The following is a 19,280-nucleotide window of genomic DNA, read 5'->3' as shown; positions in this document are numbered from 1 at the left end:
TCGGGCAGATGGGTGATGGTAGCTTCTGACATGTGGCATATCCCTTTCTCGGCTGAGAATTGACGGCGCGTAGACACCGCCTTGATATGCCGCCCCTCAGGGCATCACCAACTTTCAAGCATTACTCGGTCAATGACCGGGTACCTGTCCAGTGCGATATGCCTGTCAGGACCTTGCACTTGTGGCGATTGTTCCCCTCTCGCGGAACGGATGGTGTCGCTCGGTGCTCTGTGGCAGCATCCGGCCATGATCGAATTTCGCACGCTCGCCGATGACCATCCCGACCTCGGGCATTCGCCGCTTCTGCGAGGCGCGCTCCTGACACTTCAGTATGCGCGAGAGCATGGTTCCATCGGCCTGACCAGCACCAAGGCTTTCAAGCGTGTCTTCGTCCATTGGGCCGTCGAGCATTTCGATTGGCCCGGGAAGTCCGCCGAGGAGATGTTCCGCTACCAGAAGGTCATCAACGAATATGAGTTTCCTCCGCTCGAGCTCCTGCATTTTCTGCTGATTTCGCTGCGGCTGGGGCGTCACTACAAGGGTGACTTTCGGATGACCAGGCGTGGGGCCGAACTGGCAGACAGCCCTGGCCGCCTGTTTGCCGAGTTGATCCCATACTTCGTGCTGCAGATCGATCATGCATCCTACGCGCGCTTCGACGACCGTCCTGTCGGCACCTGGGATATCTGGATGAACGTGATCAACATGGAAGCGGACCACGGCTCGACCGAAGCCGCTCTGTTCGAAACCTTTTATGGCGAGGCCCATGACTGGCACACCGCAGGCTGGCGAGAGATGGCCGCGTTCTCGTCATGCGTCCTGAGACCGCTCGCATGGGCGGGGCTGATCAGCGAGATACGTGAAGGCGATCTCGGGAGCCGGGTCTGCCACGTCTTCAAGACCCCGCTCTGGCGCAGCGCAATGCGTCTGGAAACGGACGTCCAGCTTGCTCCGATTTGCGTTCAATAGACGCGTCTTGCCGCAAGGCGTGCCGGGTCTCGTGATCGCGGAATGCAACATCTCTTTGTTCCCTTTGTACTGCCGAGCCCGGCGATGAGGATTGAAGCCCCTCAGAGCGAGTACTCGTCGCCAGCGCTGTCCAGCCCCAGCACGCGGCGCGCCTTGTGCGGCTCGTCGGCCGCCTCGTAGCCTTGGGCGATCTGCGCGCGCGTAAGACCCAGCTTGCCGGCATGCTCCGGCCGTTCGGCCAGCGCCATGATGGAGGCCGCCAGCTCGCGCTGGTGCAGACGGTTGGCCGTGATGGCGGCGAGATCGCGGTAATCGCCCCCGGCCATGCGCTCGAGGCCCTTGGCTCCGAACTCGGCCCGAAGCGCCGCCACGTATTCCCGCTCGCTCTCGCGATTGGCGAACTCCGGTGCCGCGGAGGGGTATTCGCGCTCGGTCAGACGCTGCATGAAGAACGCCAGATACGCGCTGTCGGGCGTCATGATATTGGCCCGCATGTCCCTGCGCGCGCCCTGAACGTCCTCGAACATCTGCTCGACCGAGATCTTCGGGCCGCGCGCGGGATCAGCAGCCGCGGACAGAACCCCGATCTTCTGCGCGTCGGTCAGAAGGTCGTTCTCGAACACACCCTGCGCGATGGCGCGGGCAATGCCGGCATCGTCCGAAAGCGCGTCGAACTGTCGCCAGAAGCCAGCCACCGCCCCCGGTCTCGCCTCGTAGCTGTAATCCTCGTTCGCGCGGGCGATGGCGCCGAGGGCGGCCTTGAGGGCGCCGAGCCGCTCCCCGGTCAGGCCATCCCCTTCGAAGGCCCGGATATCCCGCTCCGTCTCGACACCTGCCGAGAACATCCCGACAGCCGTGGTAAGCATCGCGCGGTCGATCTTTCGCCCCGCGGGCATATAATCCTCGGCCCGTCGCGCCAGAGACTCGCCGTCGACATGCAGGCTGTTCGCGATCGGGCCGGGCAGGTCGATCCCCTCGATCTCGATGACAAGGCCGTAATCCCGTTTCAGATCGCTCAGCACGCCGTCGATGGCCGCAAAATGCTTGCCCTGCATCTCGGGCGGCAGCGTGAGAACCGTATCGCGGACCTCCTCGGCCCATCCCTTGACCGCCGCCACGAAATCCTCCGGCGTCTCGACAGCCTCAAGCACCCTGTCGATCTCATCCCGTGACATCGGGCTCCGCGTGGCGAGGCCCTGGATCATCCGCTCCGCGACCTCGGCCACCCGCGCATGGCCCACCAGCTTCGCGGCCTTCGCGACCTCACCCCACTCGTCCGCCTCGTCGAGCAACATGCCCATGACCCGATCCGTCAGCGCACGGCTGCCGGGCGCCCTGCCCTGCCGCCACTGCGCCGAGGATGGCGAATACTGCAGATCGCCCCGCTCGTAGCGCGTCGTGGCCTCCAGATGGACGCCGTAATCCTGCGCCACCGACACCATCAGGTTCCGGAACCCCTGATAGGTGAACGGGGATTCGAGCCTGTTCGACAGATAGAACCAGCTGCCGGCCTCGACCCCGCGATTGTTCACCAGCACATGCACATGCGGATGCGTCCGGTCGGTGTGCAGCGCCGCGATATATTCCCAGCGATCGTCGGCGAACTCCTTCTCGCCCCCGAAGGCGCGCTCGCACATCTCCTCGGCAATGGCGGCCGCATCCCGCGGTGCCGTGTCGGGCGGAAACGAGATCAGCAGATGCGAGGTATGGCCGTTCTTGGGCGTGCCGCGCCAGCCCGGCTCCCATTTGTCCGCGATCGCCGACAGGGCGCTCTCCGGCTGGCGCGTCTCGTCGGTCAGGGCCTCGCTGTAGCCGAACGTGTATTGCGCCTTGCTGTTGATGTAGTCCATCTGCCGGCGCAGCTCCTGGCGCGAATGCGTGCCGCCGCTGGCGATCTTCTTGAACACCGCCGCCCGCGAGCCCTCCGCGAAGTTCCACTTGTTCAGCAGGCTGCCCGACAGCCCAGCCCCGCGCCGGCCGCCGGATCGGCCGTCGCCCCGCACCCGCCGGCGATGGGGGCGGATCTTCAGGACCTCGTCGTCATCGGCCCGGAAACTCATTCGCCCTGCCCTTCCCCGTCAGCCCCGGCTCCCTCACGGGCCACGCGCCACAGCCGCTCGTTCGAGCGCCGCGCCTCGGCCACCACCTCGTTCAGCATCGGCAGAACCTGCCGGAGCTGCGATCTCAGCCGCGCCAGTTCCTCGCCCGCCTCGCGTAGCGGCGGCGCCTGGCCCCGGTTCACCGCCCGCGCGATCTGGTTGACATTCACCCCGATCGCCGACAGCTCGTCATAGAGCGCCTTCACCTCGCCCACGAAGGCGAAGTTCCGGTCCAGCAGCCCGACCGAATTGCGCAGCAGCGCCCGCAGCGCGTCCGACCGGTCCTTGAAACCGGCGCGGGCCAGTTCGTCGTCGAAGGCCTGCTTTTCAGCCGCGGAAACGCGGAAGGAGACCAGCTCAGATGGGGCATGCGCAGGTCTCCTGCGCCCCGGCAGCGCCGCGCGAATCCGGTAGATCGTGTTCCGGGCGACGGCGAATTCCGTGGCGATCACGGCCACCGGCACACCCTCATTCAGCCGCGCGACGATCCGTTCACGCGCTGCCGTGGTCAGATGCGCGGCCTGCCCGCCCTTGGACATATCGATCCTAGATGAATTCTGTCTTACAGACCGCACTTCTTGCTAACCATAGAGTTTCAATCTCACTCTGCATAGCACAGGTTGCGCAAAGGCCGAAGGGATTTGTCCGTTATGTCTAGCGGGGGGCCGGTCGGTGGCGGTTTGCTGTCTGCGTCAGGGTCAACGTCCGAAGGTCGGGCGGCGATCCGCGTGGCGCAGAGCAGGTAAAAGAAAGCGGCGCGCGGGATCGGGGATCCCGCGCAGGTTCACCGGTTCAAGGGGCGGTAGGGGCGTTGCCCCTCGCAGCGGCAAGGACAATCGACGGAACCGGGTCCTCGCCGCGTTCCGCGGCTGCGGGCCGCACCACTTCCGTCGATTGTCCTTGCCCCCGCTACCCCCACTCTCGGCGAGGCCAGACCCCGAAACCTGTGGGTTTCGGGGCTGTCCCGATTCAGGGGCGCTCAATGGCGGAGGACGGGAAGATGGCGGACCAGAGCAGCTGGACGCATGAACGCATGAGCCCGGGGCAACGGCTGTCGCGGGCCAGAGACCTGGTCGACGCCGTTCACGCTTGCGACCCCGATGACGCCGAGCACATCATGGCCATCATTCTCGAGGAATGGCGGACAGGAGCACCTAGGGCATCCTTCCTCGACGCCACAAGCGATGCCGAGTTCTGGGCCGGCAGCGCAAGTTTCGACGACCTCCGCGCGGTCTTTCTCGCCGCAGGGCGCAAGCTGGCGACCTACCGCCTCGGCCCGCGCGGCAGGATGAGGATGGTCCGGCGACTGCTGGAAGACCTGGACGGCGACGAGCGGAGGCGCATTCTGGAGGAACTGTCCGGGCCCACGGATTGGGACTGACAGCGGGATGAGAGAAAGCTCTCCGGTGGCCGGCAAGGAAGACCGCATCTGCAATCCCGGGGAGCGCCAGCGTCAAGAATCGCCACAGTCCTTCCCGGCGCATGGCCCACATGCGTGCAACGAAACCGCCGTCGCGCCGGGCTTCTTGATACTGCACGCCGAAGACGCGGCGATACGTAAGGCTGCGCGGCCCTGACAGGAATCAGAAGTCTTCGTTCTTCAACGCGGTCAGCGCGGCCACGTGACTTGGCAAATCACTGCGAGAGTGCACGACATCAACGATTACAAGTTCGTCCGGTTGCTCAAGAAAGACCACGAAATGCTCACCCGCCCTGATGAACCGAAGGTCCGCGGCATCATCCACCAGAGCCGCACAACTTCGGCTGTGCGCCTGACCGTTTAAGATCGCTTCGCATCGGTCGAGCAGTTCCGCCTCGTAGCGCTCTGCCTGACGAAGCCCGAAAGTCTCAATCGTCCATCTAGCAATCTCGACGAGGCTGGCTTCGGCACGACGCGTCAACCGGAAGGATCGGCTCATGAGGATGCGCGCGCGCGTCCAAAGGCCCGACGGATCGCAGCTTGCCCACTGCCATCGGCAAGATCGCCTGCCTTGGCTTGGGCCAAGCCTTCAAGAAGACCTGTCCGGATGCTGGCAAGCTGCGCCTCTTCGTGTTCGAGCAGCCTCAAGCCTGCGCGCATCGCTTCGCTCACGTTCTGATAGCGGCCGGACGCGACCAGAGCCTGAACCAGCCGATCCTGAGTTTCGGTAAGCACAACGTTGCGAGTCACCATGTGTCAGGCCCCCTTTATTGGCAATATATGCCAGTGCGCTTTCGCGATCAATGATTCTTGGACGACGCACTCGATCTCTGCTTGCGCCGCTGGCCGAGCATATCGGCAAGGTTGTGCGCGCCGGTGGCGTGGCCAGCGGGACCGGCGCCACCGAGCTCATGTGGTTGAGTTCTATTCCCCGTTGCAGCGCAATGGGCCGCCTCACCCTCTTCGCGGGCCACAACTTGCGCGCCGGCCTCGTCAGCTCTGCCGAGGTCGACGAGCGTTTCGTCCAGAAGCAACTCGGGCACGCATCGGCCGAGATGACCCGCCGATATAAGCACCGCCGGGACCGCTTCCGGGTCAACCTGACCAAAACCGCGGGACTCTAGCCGCCCCATTACGCCGCCTGCCCGCTGAGCCTGCCGTAGAAACTGCGCTCGAGATGCAACTCCCCTGCCCCGGCCTTTTCGACCATGCCGCGCAGATATCCTCCCGGTGACGCCACTTAGCCTTTGGCGTGCTTGTCGAAGGTCAGAACCAGCGCCGCAGTGGCGATCTGAGGCCCGAGACGGTCCTGCGCGAGGTTCCAGGCGTGCTCGGATACGCCGATCATCGGCCGCAACTGCCCCGCAACCCGGTGCAGATCGCCCCAATCCCTCAGGTATCCGCCCACATTGCGCGCCCAGGATGCGAATTCCGGACAGGCCTGCATCACCGTCGGTAGATCCAGCGCCGCCCCCCGTTTCTTGCGGGCTTCCGCAACCCAGTCTTCCAGATCCTTATCCACCCGTTCTTCCGTTGCGGCATTCGGGAGAACATCGGCCGCTTCTCCGATTAGATTGCGTCGGTAGGATTTCTTCATACCGCAGCGCTCGTCGTTTGTCGCCGTTAACCAGAATATCTACGTCGTGATGCGGATACGTTGCAGCCCCGGAAAATCCGGCGACGCGGCTTCCTGCAAGCGTTGCAGATGATGCGTCAGGACGTACTGCGCGACAAAAGACGATGGAGCCTGGAGATGAAGCACGTTGTTGTCGTGGTCAATGAACCGTAGGGATGCGAACCAACTGCTGTGAACTACGGGATCGGTTTCGGCCAATCGCGCTTTGACCCTGTGCCATTGAGGGGCATCGTCATCGGAAGATTTTCCTCGAAAATCAACCCGCACGACAGTCTCTTTTTGCGCCCCCATTGCGACGTATTGCTCATCCATTCTTGCAGAAAAATCGGGGCCGACCCTTTCCCAATGCGGCGCACTGAGCCTGTATATTTCTTGGCGACCTAAGCGGTACGCGGCAACCCTGCCCCGAACTCCAGCTCGCAACTGCAACAGAATCTTGCTGTCGACGAGCCGTTTGATTTCACGCTTTACGGTGCGCTGATCGACAGACCACATGCGAGCCAGGTCTCGTTGGCCAACGCTGAACTCATCCAGCTTCCAATTGTAACGAGCGGTCACTAGAACCACCAGGCGCAGCATTGACGTCTGCAGACCAGATTTTCCGTTCAGTCCTGCGACAGCCATTGCGGTAAGCAGGTCATACTTCTGCGATCCGGTCTGTGGACCGGTAAGCCGACGGAGGTTCATTGCTCATTCCTACTGCTCTGATCGGCTTCTTTGACCGATTCCATCAAGTCAGAGGATGCATGAACATCCCGTCATCTGTCAACTAGGCGTGAATAGCGGGAAGTGATGGTCGAAAAGATGAAAGTCGGAAAATATTGGTTACATAGGTTAAGGGTGACAACAGTTGCGCCACCTTAATTGCGCTCAATTGTCACCGTATCCGGACCATGACCACAAAATGTGTCACCACAACGGCCGTCGGTCACTATTGATGTCGCGTCTTTCGCAGCTTCCATCGAATTCTAGCAATTTCGAAAGTCTGTGTTTTGCATTCTCTTCATTTCGCGTTATCGAAGGACCAACCGGATAAAACGCGAGAGATGAGATGCGAGACCATTCCGACCTACAATCCATGAACGAGCGGAGCCTGGCCCAACAGGCTGCTGTCAGGAAGGCTACGTTCTCTCCGTCGGAGAGAAAGACGCTCCGTCCTTTCTCGATCTGGGAGATCAGTCAGTTCATGTTTCAGGTGCCGGCAGACACCTTGCGAAAGAAACTGGTGGACGACCCTTCACTGCCGCAAGGGGCAGTTGAGGAGGATGGTCGACAGAGATGGTTCTCACTCGCAGAGATAAATGAACTGAGGCGTCGTCTTCGGTTTCGCGGAAGGAGCTTGCTCCCGAAGCGCCCTTCAGGACGTGCAGTGCGGGTAGCGGTATCAAATTTCAAGGGTGGCGTGGGCAAGACAGTCGTAGCGCACCATCTGGCAAACGCAGCTGCTCTCGATGGGTACCGCGTGCTGGTAGTCGATTTCGACCCGCAAGCAACTCTGACGCATTCCATGGGTCTGATTGAAGTCAAGGAATGGAATACGGTGTGGGGCATTATGTGCCGTGATCTTTGCCGAGAGGCAGACAGGATCGTGGCGTCCTACGATGATCCTTCTGATTGCCCCTACCCTTCTTCTGACGAGCTCCCCGACGATGTACAGTCCATAGGGGCACAGCGGGTCCAGGACTTCATCCAAAAAACGGCTTGGGCCACAATCGATATTATCCCTAGTTGCGCCAACGCTGCGTTCGTGGAGTTTGCCAGCGCGCAGTATCGCGCGCTCCATAAAGCTTGGAGTTTTTTTGGCTGCATGTCCCGCTATCTCGATGAACTTCCAGACGATCAATACGACATCATCATCTTCGACTGCCCGCCCGCAATTGGCTACCAGTCACTCAACGCGGCGTTTGCTGCAGATATTCTGTATGTACCGTCGGGTCCTGGGTACTGGGAATACGATTCAACGACTAGCTATCTCGGTCAGCTCGGAGATGCGCTAGACGATATTTCGACTGGATTTTCGTCCATCGCAGAGGATGCAGGGATACATCTTCCGAAGCAGTTCGATGACATTCGCCTTTTGATGACCCGTTTCGAGGCGTCCAATCCCCTCCACATCGCGATGCTCGACGCATTCCAGAATGTGTTTGGTTCAGATGTTTGCAAGAACGCGATCGAAATGACCAGGGCTGTAGAACAATCGGGGCGATTTCAGCAATCCGTCTATGAGCAGGACTATCGGCAGATGACCCGAGAGACGTGGAAGCGGGCTCGACAGAGTTTTGATGCTGCTTACGGTGAGTTTAAGGAAACAGTCTTGCGAGCATGGGAGCAAAGGGAGGTAAAACATGTCGGGTAAGAACAAGTTTGGCTTTGATCCATTGGATGCCTCTCAGGTCAAACCACGGCGTCGTGATGTCGGCCCAATGGGCGCGGCAGTTCGTGAGGCCGCAGGTAGTCTTGGAGAAAGCACCGAGAGTCTCATTGAGCAGCGTCGCCAGAATGCCGCTGACGCAAAGGCTTTTAGAGCTGCCCACGAAGAAGGGCGCCTGCTCGAGGATGTCCCTATCAACGAGATCAGCACTGACGATCTTCCGCGAGACCGACTGGATCTTACCGCGGTAGCCGGATCTGACGAAATGGAGGAACTGAAAGCGTCGATACGGGTGCGGGGTCAGAAAGAACCCATCGAAGTATTTCGCACCGCCAATGGCTATCAGTTGAAAAAGGGGTGGCGGCGTTTGACTGCGCTTCGCCAGCTCTGGCAAGAGACTGGAGACGAACGTTTCTCGAATGCTGTCGCTAGGGTAGCGGACGGTTCAGGCAGTCGGATTGAACTCTACATCGACATGGTCGAGGAGAACGTAATTCGCGAGGACCTGAGCTTTGCGGAGATGGCGCAGGTGGCGATTTCTGCAGCAACAGATTCTGAGGTTGAAGGGCAGGGCGCTGATGAACTGGTTGGGCGGATATACGCATCGCTGCACAAGATGAAGAGATCTTACATCCGCAGCTTCGTCTATTTGCTCGAAGAGGTGGGGGAGGTTCTGTTGTCTCCTAAGTCGGTCTCCCGCAATCTCGGCGTAGAAGTTGCGCGCCAGATCCAGGCCAATCCCGAACTTTCTTCAAAATTGCGCCGCGACCTAGCGGCCGCCGCGTCCGCAGATGAGCAATCCACAGTGCTGCGGCGCTTTGCTGAGGGAGGCCCGAGTAAGTCGCCTGCGGCGAAATTGGCAAGGACCAAGAGTGTCAAATACGAGTTTCATGTGGGAAGCTCAAAAGTCACTGCTCGTAGAGGGGAGTGCCGCATCCTGTCTGAGACTGATTTTTCTGCGGTTGATCGCAAGCGATTGCAACTTGCCGTTGAAGCGTTTCAACAGGCGCTTCTAGACAAGTAACCCGCGGGTTACAGCACGGCACAATGAGGGTAACCCACGGGTTACTGCATTGTCGTGCTGCGATTCAGGTTCATTTGCGACGCGGTCGGCAAAGCGCACGCATTCGCGTGCGGCCTGAGATTAGGAAGCCCGCGTGCTGCCCGCTGGTGTTAACGATGCCCGGCGCCGACTCCTCCAGCTCCAGAAGATGACGAAGCAGTCCCGACGGTCCGTGGGAACTGAAACGGCGTGGCATTTTGCTATCGGCAAGGCTGACCGGGCGGAATAGCAGCTTATCGATTATTCGTGCCGATGCGGCATCGGCGTTTGAGCGTTTGCGAAGCGAATGCATTCGGTGAGCACGCTGTCGAGAATGCTAAAGCAGACTTAGGCCGCCGCCGGTCATACTGAAAGACACGGAACGCGCCATTGCCCGCGGCGTCGGAGAGCCACAATCGCGCTGGCCTCGCGCGACGCAGGCTACGACGCGATCTACAGCTTCGACCGCAAGGCTGCGGCGCAGGCGGGCATGAAGGCGGTCCCTGAGCGTTTCTAGTCCTCCAGCAGATCGGTTGCGGGGTTCTTGGCGATGTCGACATCGCGGTAATAGCTCTGGGCCTGACTGGCGCTGCGGTGCAGGCTGAGTTGCATGGCGGCCTGCAGGGGGGCGCCGTCGAGGGCCGCCTGGGTCAGGAAGCCGGCGCGCAGCCCGTGGGCGCTGGCGAAGCCGGGCGGATAGCCGGCCAGTTCAAGCCGATGGCGCAGCAGGATTGCCAGACCGTCGGGACTGAGGCGGCGGGGCAGGGGGCGGTCGGCCTGGCTGACCGGCCGGAACAGCGGCCCCTCGGCAATCCGGGCGGCGGCGATCCAGCGCATCACCGCCCGCGCGGCGCGCCCCTTCAGTGGCAGCCGCGGCGCGGTCTCGGGGCCGGTGGTCTTGGTCTGCAGCAGCCGGATCCTGAGCAGCCCCGTCTCTGTGAAGTCGCCATCGTCGATGTCGTCGCGGTTCAGCGCCACGATTTCGGACCGCCTGCGCCCGCCCGAGGCCCAGCCCAGCATCAGCGCCGCCCGGTCGCGCAACCCGCGATGGCTGTGATCGCAGGTCGCCAGCATCGCCTCCAGCACCTCGCGGGTGATCGGGTTCTCGGATTTCGGCGCCCGCGGCCGGGCGGCGGCGCGGCGGGCGCGGCCGCGGGCCTGGGCGATCAGCGGCGCCTCGAAGGGCGAGGCCAGGTTCTTCATGCGGTGAAAGGCGCGCCAGGAGGCGATGCGGCGATCGAGCGTCGCCGGCGCCGGGCAGGCGAGGCTGCGCCTCAGCCCGGCTGCGATCAGCGCCTGGGCCGCCGCCTGCGCCGGGCCGGGCCGGTCGTGCAGGTCCTCGGCGTGATCGAGCACGAAGCGCAGCGCCACCGCCTCGGTCTCCGGCCAGGCCAGCGGGGCGGCGAAGGCGGCGGCCTTCCAGGCGCTGATATAGGCCAGGTCCCGCTCCCAGGCGCGCAGCGTGTTCTCGGGCGTGCCGCGGCGATAGAGCGCCTCGAGCGCCGCGGCATCGGCGGCGTCCAGCGTCCGGGGCAGGGGGATGGGCGTGGTCATGGCACCGACTGTGCCGGCTTTCGGCGCCGAAGGCAAGAGCAGCGATAATTGTTACTTATCGAAACTTATGGCCTTCCGAAGAAACCCCTTCTGTGATCGTCAGATCGCCGCTATCCTGAGGATATGAGCGATACCACCTCGTCATACCAGCCGCTGAAACCCGGCGCCGAAGGCCTCGATCCGGCCCCCTGGACCCGGGCGCAGGCGGAATGTGCCGTCCTGCTGGCCGAGGCCGCCGCGGCCGGCGCGCGGCTGGATGCGGCGCTGCTGGCGCTGCCCGGGGATGCGCGGGCGGGCGCGATCCGGCGGCTGGCGCTGGTCGAGGTCGAGGCGCTGCTCTGGGCGCAGGGCATGCCGATGCGGCGCGAGGAGATCGGCAAGGACCTGCTGGATGCCCGGGCCGAGACCGACCTCGAGGCGATGCGGCTGGCGCGTTGGGCCACCCGGCGGCTGGACGGGCAGGGGGGGCTGACGGATCTGCGCGGCTTTCTCGGCCTGCACCGCATCGGCGCCGGGGCGGGGCTGCCCGATGCCGTGGGCGAGATGACCGGGCGGCCTTCGGGCGCCGGGTTCGACGCGGCCGCGGCCGCATTCCGGGCCGCGCTGGAGGGGCTGGCGATGCTGCATCCGCTGGCCCGGGCGCCGGCCGCGATGCTGCTCTGGCGGCTGGCCGGGCTGTCGCCGCCGGGGCTGATGGTCGAGCGCGCGGTCTGGGCGGCCCGGGCCATGGCCGCGGGCTGCGAGGCGCTGCCCTTCCTGCCGCTGGGCCGCGCCGGCCGGCAGGTCCGCGAGCCGGGCGGTGCGCCGGCTGGGCAGATCGCCCGGCATCTGCGGGCGGTGACCGAGGGCGCTGAGGAGGCGCGGCAGCTGCTGTCCCGGCTCGGGGCCTGGCGGATGGGTGCTCTGGAGGCGACCGAAAAGATCAAGGGCGACACCGCCGCCCGCGTCATCGCCGCGCTGATCGCCCATCCGCTGCTCTCGGCACCGGAGGCCGAGGCGGCAGCCGACATCAGCCGCATCACCGCCGAGCGGATGCTGAACCGGATGACCGGCATGGGCCTGATCCGCGAGGTGACCGGGGCAGGGCGCTTCCGGCTCTGGACGGCGGTGGCCTGAGCCGATCCATCAGCAGGACGCTGTTGCAGCCCGCAAAGACAACGGCTTCCTTCGCGCAAAGCGAGAATGCGCGAGACAACCTTTTGTCCAAGGGCCAGGATCGGTCCTTTGGAAGCGTGCCACGGTGCGTTTCCAGAGGACTGGCGTATCCAGCAACCCGGCGGTTGAGGATGGCGTGGTCAACAACGGATACGGAGGAGGACTTGCGGCAGAACCTCTGCGTCAGGCCCGATCAGTAAGATCGGCCGCGACTATTCGGCGCATTATCGTCCGCAGCGGACACGTTATTCGTGGAGGATTTCCCGTCAAGCCCGGTGCCGGAGATGGCACAGGCGGAAACGGCCTGCAGGACCAGTAGGCTGCATATGGTACGAAAACTGTTCCAGCGACGAGCCAATTTCTGTCCGATCACGAACTGCACTCTACCGCAGAACTATTGATCAAAATTGGCAACAGCGCAAGTATTCGCTCCATTCTAGCCCATATCGTGCAACCCATCTGGGGCGCCATTTGGCATAGACCGTGTCATGCGCGGCCAGCAGATAGGATTTCCAGTCGCCCGAGTCGTTGAATTGCCGGACCATGATCACGGGAGGCAGATGCTCGACCACGACGCTGCATCTGCGAAAGTCGGATAGCTCGGACGCCGTGACCCAGAAGACCGGTCGATAGGCCTTCGCACCCGCATGTTGGACGAGAGCCTTGCGTGATCGGGTTTCGTCGGCTTCCAGCAGCGTGACCAGAACCACATCACGTTCATCGGCAGCGATGTGCTGAAAGATATCGGGAAGCGGGCCGTTCCATTCAGGCTTCTTTCGCAGGAACACCATCATCAGGCTCCGTGTCTGAGGTTCCATTCCGGAACGCGCCTGTTATTGTGACTTGCTAGCAGCGGGAAGCCTACGCGCCAATGCCGGGAAGCTTCGATATACTGTATTTTATCGAACCGAGGTTTTCGGGCGGTACCAGCGCGGCAGTGTCCGCAGAACTGACAGCATTGGGCCGCGCAGACATCCGAGTCGGGATCTGCCCGGTGTTGAGCCCGGTTTTTCCCGCTCCCCGCCCCACAGACCGGAACATTTCAGTATTGCTCGATTCGCCGCATTGCACGGTCGTCGACCCCCAACACGAGGTATCCGCGAAGCTCGTGCTGGTTCATCACCCAAGGCTGTTCGAAGAGCTGCCGGCCGAAGCACTGCGCGTCACCGCCACCGATTTGGTACTGGTGCTGCACCATCCACCGACGGGCGGGTTCGGGCAACGGCAATACGATCTTGACCGTATACTTAGGAATCTGTCCGAGATATTCACATGCCCGATCTGGCTTGCGCCGGTCGGGCCCAACGTGCGGTCGCGGCTGAACATGCCAACGGACATGCCTGTGAAGGTAATCTCCGAGGACTGGCTCAATCTGATCGACTTTGACCTGTGGCAGTTCCATCCGCGCCCAATACCCGGCGCTACCGTGCATATCGGTCGCCATTCGCGCCCGCAAATGAACAAATTCCCTGACACGCGGGACGACGCGCTGCGAATCTACCCCGAAAGACCGGATTACCGGATCATGATGCTGGGCGCGCCGCCGGAACTGGCGCGGCGTTATGATCCCGTGCCAGCGAACTGGTGTCTGCTGCCGTTCGATGCCAGTGGGGTGCGCGCATTCTTGCGGGATCTGGATGTTTTCGTGTACTTCCACGGAGCCGAATGGGTCGAGGCATTCGGCTATGCCGTCCTCGAGGCCATTGCAACCGGCGTCCCGGCCGTCGTGCCGCGATCTTTCGAGCCGCTGTTTCACGAGGCCGCTATCTATGCCGATCCCCACGACGTTGTGCAGGCAATCGCGTGCATCGCCACCGACCCGGAGACCCGTAACAGGCATGTGCACGATGCGCGGATGCTTGTCGAACGGCGCTTTGGCCTGGATCAGTTCCTGCCCCGACTGAACCGGCTGTTCCCGGACTGGCGCGGACCGGCGCGGCGGCCGCTGCCGCAGCCACAGACGCCAGCGGAGCGCTACCTGTTTGTCACATCGAATGGTGTCGGACTTGGTCATTTGACGCGCTGCCTGGCCATCGCCCGGCACTTGCCGCAAGGCAGCAAGACTGCATTCTTCACACTGAGCCAAGCCTTCGGCCTGGCCGTCGATGCAGGATATTTGACCCGCTTCATTCCGTTTCACCGGGCAACGGGCGCCGATCCCGAAAGCTGGAATGCGGCGCTGGCTGTCGAACTGGCCGACTTTCTCGATTTCTTCCGGCCCGATATCGTGGCGTTCGACGGAAATACCCCCTATCGCGGCTTGCTTCATGCCTTGCAGGACCGCCCCCATATCCGCCGCGCCTGGATCAGGCGCGCCCTCTGGGCACCCGATGCCGCGCTCGCCGCCGACCGGGCCGAACAATTTGACATGATTATCGAACCGGGCGAATTTTCGGCGCGTTTCGATACCGGCCCGACGGTGAGCCGCAATGAAGCCGACCGGGTCGCTCCAATCCTGTCCCTCAGCCCCGGCGAATGGCTGGATCGCGCTACCGCGCGGGCCGAACTGCGGATTGCCCCCGGCGCGACGACCGTGGCGTTAATGCTGGGTGCCGGAACGAATTTCAACTTCCGGCCCGTGCGGCAACGCCTGCTTGAAGCCCTGCGGCAACGGCCCGGCCTGGAGATCATCGAGATCAAATCGCCAATAAGCCCGGCCGCCGAAGATGGTCCGGGCGATCCACGTCAGGTGAAACTCTATCCAGCGGCCCCTCTGTTACCCGCTTTCGACGCGGTGATTTGCAGCGCAGGCTATAACAGCTTTCATGAGATCATGGCCGGCACGACCCCGGCGCTTTTCGTTCCGAACGAGGCAGCCGAGATGGATCTTCAGTTGTTGCGCGCCCGCCATGCGGTGGCGATCGGCTGTGCGCGGGTGTTGCGCGCGAACGACCGAAGCGGCGCCGCCGCCGAGGTCGCGGCGCTGCTGGATCCGGCCGAGGCGCGGCGCATGTCGCAACGACTGGAGGCCATTACGGTCGGGGATGGGTCACGGCAGGCGGCACGGCTATTAAGCAGGCTTGCACATTCGGTTCGTACATGGGCCCCCCGGGCGCCCCACGCAAAATCCTAGCGCCAAGTCCCGGTTTTTGCGACACTGCGGCATGTTGCATCACTGCGGGGACTTCAATGTGCCGCTTGCTCCATCTTTGCATCGCTGCCGGTTTTCTGATCTTCGTTTCTGTATGGCCCGCCGCCGCCGAAGAGCCGCGCTTTGCTCTGGTGGTCGGCAACTGGGACTATGGACCAGAAAACATACTGAAAAACCCGGCAAATGATGCCCGCGCCATGGCTTCGGCCCTGCTGCGTTCGAATTTCGATGTCGACCTGCACGAAAACCTGGACAAGGCTGCTTTCGATCAGGCGATCGAGGCGTTTCTGACCGACATTCCCGACAGTCCGGTGGTACTGTTCTACTACGCCGGTCACGCCTATCAGCGCGACGGGCAGAATTACCTGCTGCCCATCGGCATCGATGGCTGGACTGCCGAAGAGATCGACCGCAAGAGCCTGCCGGTCGCAGATCTGGTCAAGCGCTTCAACGCGCGCGGCGCGGCCTTCACGGTCATTATCCTCGATGCCTGCCGCAACAACCCCTTTGTCGTGGGTGATGACGAGCGCCAGCGCGGGTTGGCCTCGATGGAAAGCACCGGCGGTGAAACGCTGATCGGCTTTGCCACCCAAGCGGGCGAGGTAGCCTATGACGGCGCTGGTCCGAACAGCCCCTATACCGGCGCGCTGGTCAACGAGATCGACCGCGATGGCAAGGATATCCTCGATGTGTTCCGTTCGGTCCGCCGGACTGTGCGGATCGGCACCGGCGGGTTGCAACGGCCGTTTATTTCGGCATCGATCGAACGGCGGTTTGTATTCCGCGATGACGGCACCGGCGTTCCGGACATGCCGGGCGAAACCGAAATCACGGCGGACAATCTAACGAGCCGGATCGAAGCGATCTGGTGGAGGGCCATTGCCGACAGCCAGGTTCCCGAGGAACTGCTGCAATTCGCGGCCTATTTCCCGGCCTCACCCGCTGGACATGAGGCGCGCTCGCTGGCGCAAAACCTCGAACAAAGCGGTCAGGTGGTGCGCGGCCTGACCTTGACGCAGTTCAACTTGCCCGAAACTCGCCGCGCGGCCGAAGGCCTGTCGGGCGTGGTCACCAATTGCGACATCGTCGCCGGCGATCCCGACGATCCGCGCCGGGTGACCGATGGAGTGGCCTGGGGGCTGGTGAATGTCCGGCGCGGGTTGCAGGACTGTTCGGCGGCGCTGATCGACGATCCGCTGAATCCGCGGCTGCTGCACCAGATGGGACGGCTGCTGGATATTCAGAACCGTTATGCCGAGGCCGAGGGCTTTTACCGCATGGCTGCCGCCGGGGATTACAGCGCCGCGCAGGTAAATCTGGGCTTCATGTATGTGACCGGCAAGGGGCGCGACCGCGACTATGCGCAAGCCTTCCGCTATTACAAGCAAGCCGCCGCACTGGGAAACCTGCGTGCCCGCACCAATATCGGCGAGATGTTTGAGCGCGGCTGGCATGTTGAACAGAATATCGACGAAGCTGTGCTGTGGTATCGTCTGGCAGCGCAGAACGGCTGGCCCAACGCACTGGACACGCTGGCCAACATGTATCGCCGCGGTCGCGACGATCAGGGCCGTGGCGTCGACCGCGACCCGCAGGAGGCCGCGCGGCTTTACCGGCTGGCCACCGAACTGGGTAATTCCAACGCCATGAACAATCTGGGCATGCTGTATTTGGGCGACGAGCTTGGCGCGCCGGACGTGCCCCGCGGGATAGAACTCTTGCAACGCGCAGCCGATCTGGGCAACCGCTTCGCGCCCTTCCAATTGGGTCGTCTCTATCTCAACGGCGAGGTTGTCGGGCGCGACGAAGCCAAGGCGCTGAGATTTCTGATGCGATCCGCCGACCTGGGCTTTTCGCCCGCCTATGTGGCGATCGGACGGATGTATCAGAGCGGGCAGGGCGTCACGAAAAGCGACGCGGAAGCGGCCTTCTATTTCACCCTGGGCAGGCTGACCGCAGACCCCAAGCGCCGGAGCCAGGAACAGGACGCTCGCGACAGGCTTGAGGCGCTGCAACTAGATGAAAGCCGGACCTCCACCGCGTTGCGCCGGGCCGAGGACTGGCTGCGCCTGAACGGCGAGTAGGCGTCCGTCTTTCTTGAGCCCGCGTCCCTCCGGATCGAATGCCGTCCCTACGAGACGTCGGCGCGACATCACGCCATCGCTGACCGTCGATCTGGGCTATGTCTGAGCCTCGCGGAGCCTGAACACGCCGTCCTGCATTCTTGCACTCGACAGACCGGTAGCGCGGCTATGCAGATGGCCTGTGCCCGGCCCGCCAAGCTTCTGGCGCGCTTCAGCATTCTCGATCCCGAAATCGGCCGCATGAACAGATCGCCCGGGCTTGCCGGGATGGCGATGGTGACCTTCTTGCGGCCCTGAAACAGGAGCTTGCGGAGCACCGCATGGCCTTTCTGTTCAGCGAGGTGCTTTCTTAGCTTGGTTTTGGCGAATATCTGGGGCTGATCGGCAAGACAGCGATAGATCGGTATCTGCAGCCTCAATCGAGCCCAAACAGGTCGCGGCTATAGACTTTGTTCGCGACATCCGACAGATCCTCGGTCCGGCGATTGGCCAGGATCAGATCGGCCTCGGCCTTGAAGGCCCCAAGATCGCGTATGACCCGGCTGCCATGAAACCTGTCCTCGGTCAGGACGGGCTCGTAAATGATCACCTCGACGCCCCTGGCCCTGATCCGCCTCATAATCCCCTGCACCGAACTGTCGCGCAAATTCTCCGATCCCGCCTTGGCCACCAGCCGGTAAATCCCGACGACACCTGGCTGGCGGTCCAGTATCTGGGCGGCGATGAAATCCTTACGCGCCTTGTTCGACTGAACGATGGCCGAGATCAGCGCCTGGGGCACCTCTTCGTAATTGGCCAGTAGCTGCCGGCTGTCCTTGGGTAGGCAATAACCGCCATAGCCGAAGCCGGGATTGTTGTAGTAATTGCCAATCCGGGGATCGAGGCTGACGCCCCTTATGATCTCGCGCGTGTTCAACCCGTTTTTCAGTGCAAAGCTGTCCAACTCGTTGAAATAGGCGACGCGCAGGGCCAGAAAAGTGTTGGAAAACAGCTTGATCGCCTCTGCCTCGGCAGAGCCGGTGAAAAGCACCGGTATATCCTTGTGTATTGCGCCCTCGATCATCAGTTCGGCAAAGCGCCGGGCAGCCGGGCTGTCATCGCCCACGACAATGCGTGAGGGGTAAAGATTGTCGGACAGCGCCCGCCCCTCGCGTAGAAACTCGGGCACGAAAAAGATGCTGTCATAGCCGGTTTCAGCGCGCATCCGGGCGACAAAACCCACTGGAACCGTCGATTTGATGACGATGCTCGCCCTGGGCGCCAGCCTGCGCGCGTCGGCGATGACCGCCTCGACCGCCGAGGTGTCAAAACGATTGCTTTGCGGGTCGTAGTTGGTTGGCGTGGCGATGATGACATATTCGGCCCCGTGGAATGCCCGAACCGGATCGGTGGTGGCTGTCAGGTTCAAGGCGCGTTCTGCCAAGAAGCGCGAAATATCGGCATCCACGACCGGCGATTGGTCGCTCGTGACCTGCGCCACGCGGGCGGGATCTATGTCCAGCGCCCGAACTTCGTGATTCTGCGCCAGCAGGACCGCGTTCGACAGGCCCACATAACCAAGACCCGTAACCGAAATCCTCATCCCCAAACGTCCCACCTGATCCGCAGACGATCCGTGGCACAGCCGTCCGCGAAACTCCAGCTTCCGGCGCTCGATTCCTGCATTGAGCAGCCGGTCAAGATTGAGAGAGAACGGCGTGGATCTCCCGCATGTGCAGAATGCCGGTAAGCCGACCGTGTTGCGTGAATAAGTTTTGGGACAGACTGCCCCCTTTCCCCATGGTTTCAGGCGGCACGCTCATAGACCGCACGCCCGAGACGGGTCATGCGGTTCAGGGCTTTGACGGCGATCTGTGTTT

15 protein-coding genes and 2 pseudogenes are annotated in these 19,280 nt (G+C 62.6%); 8 read left to right on the top strand and 9 right to left on the bottom strand.

The window, feature by feature from the left end; all coding sequences use genetic code 11:
* Window positions 1-246: 246 nt before the first annotated feature.
* The gene (locus KNW02_RS18325; RefSeq protein ID WP_216034665.1) at window positions 247-969 is read left to right on the top strand and encodes a hypothetical protein; all 723 of its coding nucleotides are present in this window, start codon (window positions 247-249) and stop codon (window positions 967-969) included.
* Window positions 970-1,070: 101 nt separating this feature from the next.
* Here KNW02_RS18325 and KNW02_RS18320 read toward each other — a convergent pair whose 3' ends face one another.
* Window positions 1,071-3,029, bottom strand: a complete 1,959-nt coding sequence (locus tag KNW02_RS18320) for a relaxase/mobilization nuclease domain-containing protein (RefSeq protein ID WP_216034664.1) — start codon at window positions 3,027-3,029, stop codon at window positions 1,071-1,073.
* Complete coding sequence (gene mobC / locus KNW02_RS18315; protein WP_216034663.1) at window positions 3,026-3,607, bottom strand: plasmid mobilization relaxosome protein MobC; 582 nt, start codon at window positions 3,605-3,607, stop codon at window positions 3,026-3,028. Before mobC ends, KNW02_RS18320 begins: the two co-directional genes overlap by 4 nt.
* Window positions 3,608-4,068: 461 nt before the next feature.
* Between mobC and KNW02_RS18310 the strand changes: the two genes are divergently transcribed.
* Window positions 4,069-4,449 carry a hypothetical protein gene (locus KNW02_RS18310; RefSeq protein ID WP_216034662.1) on the top strand — a complete coding sequence of 127 codons (381 nt, stop codon included), beginning with the start codon at window positions 4,069-4,071 and terminating at the stop codon, window positions 4,447-4,449.
* Window positions 4,450-4,651: 202 nt separating this feature from the next.
* Here the strand turns inward: KNW02_RS18310 and KNW02_RS18305 are convergent, their stop codons facing one another.
* On the bottom strand, window positions 4,652-4,987 hold the full coding sequence (locus KNW02_RS18305; protein ID WP_216034661.1) for a type II toxin-antitoxin system RelE/ParE family toxin: 336 nt from the start codon (window positions 4,985-4,987) through the stop codon (window positions 4,652-4,654).
* Window positions 4,984-5,241 carry a type II toxin-antitoxin system ParD family antitoxin gene (locus tag KNW02_RS18300; RefSeq protein ID WP_216034660.1) on the bottom strand — a complete coding sequence of 86 codons (258 nt, stop codon included), beginning with the start codon at window positions 5,239-5,241 and terminating at the stop codon, window positions 4,984-4,986. Before KNW02_RS18300 ends, KNW02_RS18305 begins: the two co-directional genes overlap by 4 nt.
* 197 nt (window positions 5,242-5,438) lie before the next feature.
* Here KNW02_RS18300 and KNW02_RS18295 point away from each other — a divergent pair.
* Window positions 5,439-5,612 (top strand): annotated as a pseudogene (locus KNW02_RS18295) (tyrosine-type recombinase/integrase); the annotation flags it as partial.
* Window positions 5,613-5,620: 8 nt separating this feature from the next.
* On the opposite strand, the pseudogene repC reads toward KNW02_RS18295, so the two are convergent.
* Both repC and KNW02_RS18285 read right to left on the bottom strand, forming a co-directional pair.
* A pseudogene (gene repC / locus KNW02_RS18290) lies at window positions 5,621-6,085 on the bottom strand (replication initiation protein RepC).
* 39 nt (window positions 6,086-6,124) lie between these two features.
* Complete coding sequence (locus KNW02_RS18285; protein ID WP_216034659.1) at window positions 6,125-6,811, bottom strand: DnaA N-terminal domain-containing protein; 687 nt, start codon at window positions 6,809-6,811, stop codon at window positions 6,125-6,127.
* A gap of 364 nt (window positions 6,812-7,175) precedes the next feature.
* On the opposite strand from KNW02_RS18285, the gene KNW02_RS18280 reads away from it, so the two are divergent.
* Both KNW02_RS18280 and KNW02_RS18275 read left to right on the top strand, forming a co-directional pair.
* Window positions 7,176-8,480 carry an AAA family ATPase gene (locus KNW02_RS18280; protein ID WP_216034658.1) on the top strand — a complete coding sequence of 435 codons (1,305 nt, stop codon included), beginning with the start codon at window positions 7,176-7,178 and terminating at the stop codon, window positions 8,478-8,480.
* Window positions 8,470-9,519, top strand: coding sequence for a ParB/RepB/Spo0J family partition protein (locus KNW02_RS18275; RefSeq protein ID WP_216034657.1), 1,050 nt, complete (start codon window positions 8,470-8,472; stop codon window positions 9,517-9,519). Before KNW02_RS18280 ends, KNW02_RS18275 begins: the two co-directional genes overlap by 11 nt.
* A gap of 531 nt (window positions 9,520-10,050) precedes the next feature.
* On the opposite strand, the gene KNW02_RS18270 is transcribed toward KNW02_RS18275, so the two are convergent.
* On the bottom strand, window positions 10,051-11,091 hold the full coding sequence (locus KNW02_RS18270; RefSeq protein WP_216034656.1) for a tyrosine-type recombinase/integrase: 1,041 nt from the start codon (window positions 11,089-11,091) through the stop codon (window positions 10,051-10,053).
* A gap of 123 nt (window positions 11,092-11,214) precedes the next feature.
* Between KNW02_RS18270 and KNW02_RS18265 the strand changes: the two genes are divergently transcribed.
* Window positions 11,215-12,207, top strand: a complete 993-nt coding sequence (locus KNW02_RS18265; RefSeq protein ID WP_216034655.1) for a helix-turn-helix domain-containing protein — start codon at window positions 11,215-11,217, stop codon at window positions 12,205-12,207.
* Between the two features lie 440 nt (window positions 12,208-12,647).
* Here KNW02_RS18265 and KNW02_RS18260 read toward each other — a convergent pair whose 3' ends face one another.
* A complete protein-coding gene (locus KNW02_RS18260; protein ID WP_216034654.1) occupies window positions 12,648-13,040 on the bottom strand; it encodes a hypothetical protein in 393 nt (130 codons plus the stop codon).
* Between the two features lie 77 nt (window positions 13,041-13,117).
* Here KNW02_RS18260 and KNW02_RS18255 point away from each other — a divergent pair, with 77 nt between their 5' ends.
* Together KNW02_RS18255 and KNW02_RS18250 are read left to right on the top strand one after the other, a co-directional pair.
* Window positions 13,118-15,319, top strand: coding sequence for a glycosyltransferase (locus KNW02_RS18255; protein ID WP_216034653.1), 2,202 nt, complete (start codon window positions 13,118-13,120; stop codon window positions 15,317-15,319).
* Entirely contained in the window at window positions 15,286-17,421 is a 2,136-nt protein-coding gene (locus KNW02_RS18250) for a caspase family protein (protein WP_348524775.1), read from the top strand. Before KNW02_RS18255 ends, KNW02_RS18250 begins: the two co-directional genes overlap by 34 nt.
* Window positions 17,422-17,836: 415 nt before the next feature.
* Here KNW02_RS18250 and KNW02_RS18245 read toward each other — a convergent pair whose 3' ends face one another.
* Window positions 17,837-19,003: a nucleotide sugar dehydrogenase gene (locus KNW02_RS18245; RefSeq protein WP_216034651.1), complete on the bottom strand. Its 1,167-nt coding sequence runs from the start codon at window positions 19,001-19,003 to the stop codon at window positions 17,837-17,839.
* Between the last annotated feature and the right edge of the window lie 277 nt (window positions 19,004-19,280).

Origin of the sequence: Paracoccus marinaquae, assembly GCF_018860165.1 — a bacterium.
Classification (GTDB): Bacteria; Pseudomonadota; Alphaproteobacteria; order Rhodobacterales; family Rhodobacteraceae; genus Paracoccus; species Paracoccus marinaquae.
Note: the sequence above shows the minus strand (reverse complement) of the source record. Positions and strands in the feature narration are given on the sequence as shown.

Coding starts and splice junctions, on each gene's coding strand:
- KNW02_RS18325 (WP_216034665.1), top strand. CDS start 247: ATGATCGAATTTCGCACGCTCGCCGATGACCATCCCGACCTCGGGCAT.
- KNW02_RS18320 (WP_216034664.1), bottom strand. CDS start 3,029: ATGAGTTTCCGGGCCGATGACGACGAGGTCCTGAAGATCCGCCCCCAT.
- mobC (WP_216034663.1), bottom strand. CDS start 3,607: ATGTCCAAGGGCGGGCAGGCCGCGCATCTGACCACGGCAGCGCGTGAA.
- KNW02_RS18310 (WP_216034662.1), top strand. CDS start 4,069: ATGGCGGACCAGAGCAGCTGGACGCATGAACGCATGAGCCCGGGGCAA.
- KNW02_RS18305 (WP_216034661.1), bottom strand. CDS start 4,987: ATGAGCCGATCCTTCCGGTTGACGCGTCGTGCCGAAGCCAGCCTCGTC.
- KNW02_RS18300 (WP_216034660.1), bottom strand. CDS start 5,241: ATGGTGACTCGCAACGTTGTGCTTACCGAAACTCAGGATCGGCTGGTT.
- KNW02_RS18285 (WP_216034659.1), bottom strand. CDS start 6,811: ATGAACCTCCGTCGGCTTACCGGTCCACAGACCGGATCGCAGAAGTAT.
- KNW02_RS18280 (WP_216034658.1), top strand. CDS start 7,176: ATGCGAGACCATTCCGACCTACAATCCATGAACGAGCGGAGCCTGGCC.
- KNW02_RS18275 (WP_216034657.1), top strand. CDS start 8,470: ATGTCGGGTAAGAACAAGTTTGGCTTTGATCCATTGGATGCCTCTCAG.
- KNW02_RS18270 (WP_216034656.1), bottom strand. CDS start 11,091: ATGACCACGCCCATCCCCCTGCCCCGGACGCTGGACGCCGCCGATGCC.
- KNW02_RS18265 (WP_216034655.1), top strand. CDS start 11,215: ATGAGCGATACCACCTCGTCATACCAGCCGCTGAAACCCGGCGCCGAA.
- KNW02_RS18260 (WP_216034654.1), bottom strand. CDS start 13,040: ATGATGGTGTTCCTGCGAAAGAAGCCTGAATGGAACGGCCCGCTTCCC.
- KNW02_RS18255 (WP_216034653.1), top strand. CDS start 13,118: ATGCCGGGAAGCTTCGATATACTGTATTTTATCGAACCGAGGTTTTCG.
- KNW02_RS18250 (WP_348524775.1), top strand. CDS start 15,286: ATGGGCCCCCCGGGCGCCCCACGCAAAATCCTAGCGCCAAGTCCCGGT.
- KNW02_RS18245 (WP_216034651.1), bottom strand. CDS start 19,003: ATGAGGATTTCGGTTACGGGTCTTGGTTATGTGGGCCTGTCGAACGCG.